3 protein-coding genes and 1 pseudogene are annotated in these 3,593 nt (G+C 66.6%); 2 read left to right on the top strand and 2 right to left on the bottom strand.

Annotated elements, in window-relative coordinates; translation table 11 throughout:
• Positions 1–927: 927 nt before the first annotated feature.
• Positions 928–1,671: a DsbC family protein gene (locus JMF82_RS21700; protein ID WP_201316600.1), complete on the bottom strand. Its 744-nt coding sequence runs from the start codon at positions 1,669–1,671 to the stop codon at positions 928–930.
• 109 nt (positions 1,672–1,780) lie between these two features.
• Entirely contained in the window at positions 1,781–2,692 is a 912-nt protein-coding gene (gene xerD / locus JMF82_RS21695; protein WP_201316599.1) for a site-specific tyrosine recombinase XerD, read from the bottom strand.
• Positions 2,693–2,757: 65 nt separating this feature from the next.
• Between xerD and JMF82_RS21690 the strand changes: the two genes are divergently transcribed.
• Complete coding sequence (locus JMF82_RS21690) at positions 2,758–3,267, top strand: RDD family protein (protein ID WP_201316598.1); 510 nt, start codon at positions 2,758–2,760, stop codon at positions 3,265–3,267.
• A 10-nt stretch (positions 3,268–3,277) separates the two neighbouring features.
• Positions 3,278–3,593: pseudogene (locus tag JMF82_RS21685) on the top strand (SAM-dependent methyltransferase); the annotation flags it as partial.

Here is a 3,593-nt window from a genome sequence, read left to right as displayed (position 1 = left end):
TTTCTGCGATCGGGCTCGCCTGCCGCGGGCTTCCGCCCTCCTGCCGGAGGGCGGGTCATTTTCTCCGCGTGGCGTCTCCTTGTAGGAGCGCACCCAGTGCGCGACCGCGGACTGACAGGGTTGCCTCGAACTGCGATGGTCGCGATGACACAAGGCCAAGGTGCGTTGCAACGTTGCGGTCGCGCACTGGGTGCGCTCCTACAGAGGTAGTGAGGAATTTCGCGAGCCCCACCCCTCACCCCAGCCCTCTCCCCAGAGGGGAGAGGGGGCAGTGTGTGGCGCTCCATAGACTTCATCGCGGCTGAGCGAAGTGGCTTTGAGTCCTCTCCGCTACGGCGCGTGGCGGTGTAGCCGCTCCGTTCGAGGTAGTAACGAGCCTTTCCCGGCCGGCCTCGCTCATCCGACGCTTCTATCTCTCGTACTGCTATGAGCCTTGGCTCTGAAGGCCATTTTCTTTGGGTTACTTTCGACGCGAAGCTAGTCCCCGTGGGATCTTTGACTCCGGGCATCCTGCCCTCCGCCCTACGGGCCGGCTCCGCCGTTCGCACGCGCTCCTGCGCGTGCGTGGGCCAGCAAAAGAAAAGTGACTCGGCGGTCCCATGGGACTAGCTTCGCGTCGCCGGCAGGACGTCGAAACGCCCGCTGCGTAAGCGGCAACCTAGCCGTATCGCGACAGCCGAAGACTGGACACTACTGGATCCCGGCCTGCGCCGGGATGACGACCATGGAGACTGTCGCGAGAGGCCATCGCGCACTGGGTGCGCTCCTACAGAGGCCTATGCGTGGAGGTGCTACGCCGCAAGACAACTGGATAGCGCGCGAGCAACGCCATCCCAAAACCAAAAAGCGGTACAAAACCGGTACCGCCCCTGCGTCGGCATGACGGCCTTCGCAAAGACCGCCAAGCCGCACACATCGAGATCGCCCTCAGCTGCCCTTGCCGAGCCGCTGCAACATCTGCGCCGGCGTCATGTAACCGCCCAGCATCGTGCCGTCTTCGCCGATCACCGACGGCGTGCCGTTCACGCCAAGCTTCACGCCCAGCTCGAACTCGTCCTTCACCGGATTGGGGCAGTTGGTCGCCTTGGGGGCCTTGCCCTGCTTGGCCGCGGTGAACGCCGCCTTGCGGTCGGCCGAGCACCACACCGAGACCATCTCGTTGTAGGTCTGGGTCGTGTGGCCCGCGGCGTCGGTTACGCCTTCGCGTGGCCACGCGATGTACTCGATCGCGATGCCGGCCTTGTTGTAGTCGGCGATGTGCTCATGCAGTTGGCGGCAGTAGGCGCAGTTGACGTCGGTGAACACGGTGACGTGATAACGCGGCTTGGCCGGCGAGAACACGATGCGGTCGGATTCGGGCACCTTGGCCAGCTCGGCCTTGCGGAAGTCGGCCCAGCCGTCGATGTTGCGCTGGTTGGCGAGGTCGATCACGTCGCCGTTCAACATGTATTTGCCGTCGGTGCTCACGTAGACCAGCTGGCCCGACGCGATTACCTGGTAGAAGCCCGGGAACGGGGCCGGCTTCACCGAGTCGATGTTCACCTTGGGTGCGAACGACAGCACGGCCTTGCGCACGGTGCTTTCCGGACCGGCAGCGGTGCCATCGGGGGCCGCGCAGGCGCTGAGCGCGAAACCGCTGACGCACAGCGCCAACAACCATTGCTTGAACATCGTCTACCTCATGGATCGGCGTTCCCGCCAGGCGGGAACACGGGGAGTGCTTATTCTCGCACAGCCGGATGAACCGGATTGCCGGTGGGTTGGCACGCCCGGGGCCGCCTCAGCCGCGCGGATGGTGCTGCGCGTGCAGGCGCTTGAGGCCTTCCTTCGCCACCAGCGTGTAGATCTGCGTGGTACTGAGCGCGCTATGGCCCAGCAGCATCTGCAGGGCGCGCAGGTCAGCGCCGTGGTTGAGCAGGTGGGTGGCGAAGGAGTGGCGCAGCACGTGGGGCGAGATGCGCTTGGCCACGATGCCAACCGTCGACGCATGGCGCTTCACCAGGGTCCAGAACATCTGCCGCGTCATGCCCTCGCCGCGGTTGCTCAGGAACAGTGCACGCGGCTGCCGGCCCTTGGCCAGGACAGGGCGCGCCGTCGCGAGGTAGGCCTCGATGCGTTCCGCCGCCATTTCGCCGATCGGCACGAGGCGCTCCTTGCCGCCCTTGCCGGTGACCCGCACCACGCCCTGGCGCAGATTCAGCGCGCTCAACGGCAGCTCGACCAGCTCCGAGACGCGCAGTCCCGAGGCATACATCAGCTCCAGCATGGCGCGGTCGCGCAGGCCCAGGGTGGTGGTCACATCCGGCGCTTCCAGCAGCCCCTCGATCTCGCGTTCCGCCAAGGCCTTGGGCAGGCTGCGGGGCGTCTTGGGGCGCTCGATCAACAGCGTGGGATCGTCGAATCCCGGCTCGATGCGTGCGAGATGGGCGTAGTAGCGGCGAAATGCCGACTGGCGCCGCGCCAGCGAGCGTACCGCGACCGGCTGGCTGCCATGGTAAGCGGAGAGGTGCTGGCGCCGCGCGCTGCGCAGGTTGAGGCCCTGTGCGCCCAGCCAACGCGCCAGCGCTTCCAGGTCGCGGCGATAGGCCTCGAGCGTGCGCTCGGCCAGGCCGTCCTCCGACCACACGCGCTCGATGAAGCCATCGATGCTGATGCGGTCCGCTTCGGCGATACTTGGTGATTCCTGTTGCATGGACGCGATGCTCGCCGCCGGCCACCTCGCGTGCAAGCGATTCCCTCTTACCGGCTGCCCGTTCGATGACGTCCATCACCGCTACCGTTCCCACGTACTGCCCGTTGTGGCGCCGCCTGATGGCGCTGCTCTATGACCTGCTGGCCGTCGTCGCGATCGTGATGGTGGTGGGTTACGTCTGCCAGCGCGTCACCGGCGGCACCCTGATCACCAGCGACGGACACGCGCACATCGCCTGGTGGTACCAGCCACTGCAGGCCCTGGTCGTGTCCGCGTATTTCGTGGCGTCGTGGATGCGTGGCGGACAGACCCTGGGCATGCGGCCCTGGCGCATCCGCCTCACCGCCACCGGCGGTGGCCCGGTGACGTTCGGGCAGGCATTGATCCGCCTGGTGTCCGCCGCACTGCCGCTGCTCTTGCTCGGGCTTGCCCCGTGGACAGGCACACGCGGCGCGCTGTGGGCGGTCGCCATCGCATGGGTGGTCTGGTTCGGCGTGGCGGCGTTCGACCCGCGTCGTCGAACTGTCCACGATGTGATGGCGCGCACTGAATTGCATACACGCACTTCACGTTGACGTCAGCCACATGCGCCACACTTCGCGCATGCCCAGCATCGCCCTCCCCCAACGGACCGCTGCGGACCTCCGTCGCATCAACGCAGATTTTTACGAGTCGCTCTGGGCTGGCTCGCGCCTGGTCGACCCCAGCCGTTTCAATACATGGCCGATGGTGCGGGACCTCGCCATGGCGCTGCCGCGCCGCCTGGAAGTGGCTCCCGGACTTCGTCCGCGACTGCCGTTGGACGGTACCTATTTCGTCGACCTGAGCGCCTCGGCCACTCAAGGCCTGCGCGCCCACGGCGCGAGTGCCCTGCGTGGCTCGCTGTGTGCCTTGCCCTGCC

This window comes from Dyella sp. EPa41 (genome assembly GCF_016586165.1).
Lineage (GTDB): Bacteria > Pseudomonadota > Gammaproteobacteria > Xanthomonadales > Rhodanobacteraceae > Dyella.
Note: the sequence above shows the minus strand (reverse complement) of the source record. Positions and strands in the feature narration are given on the sequence as shown.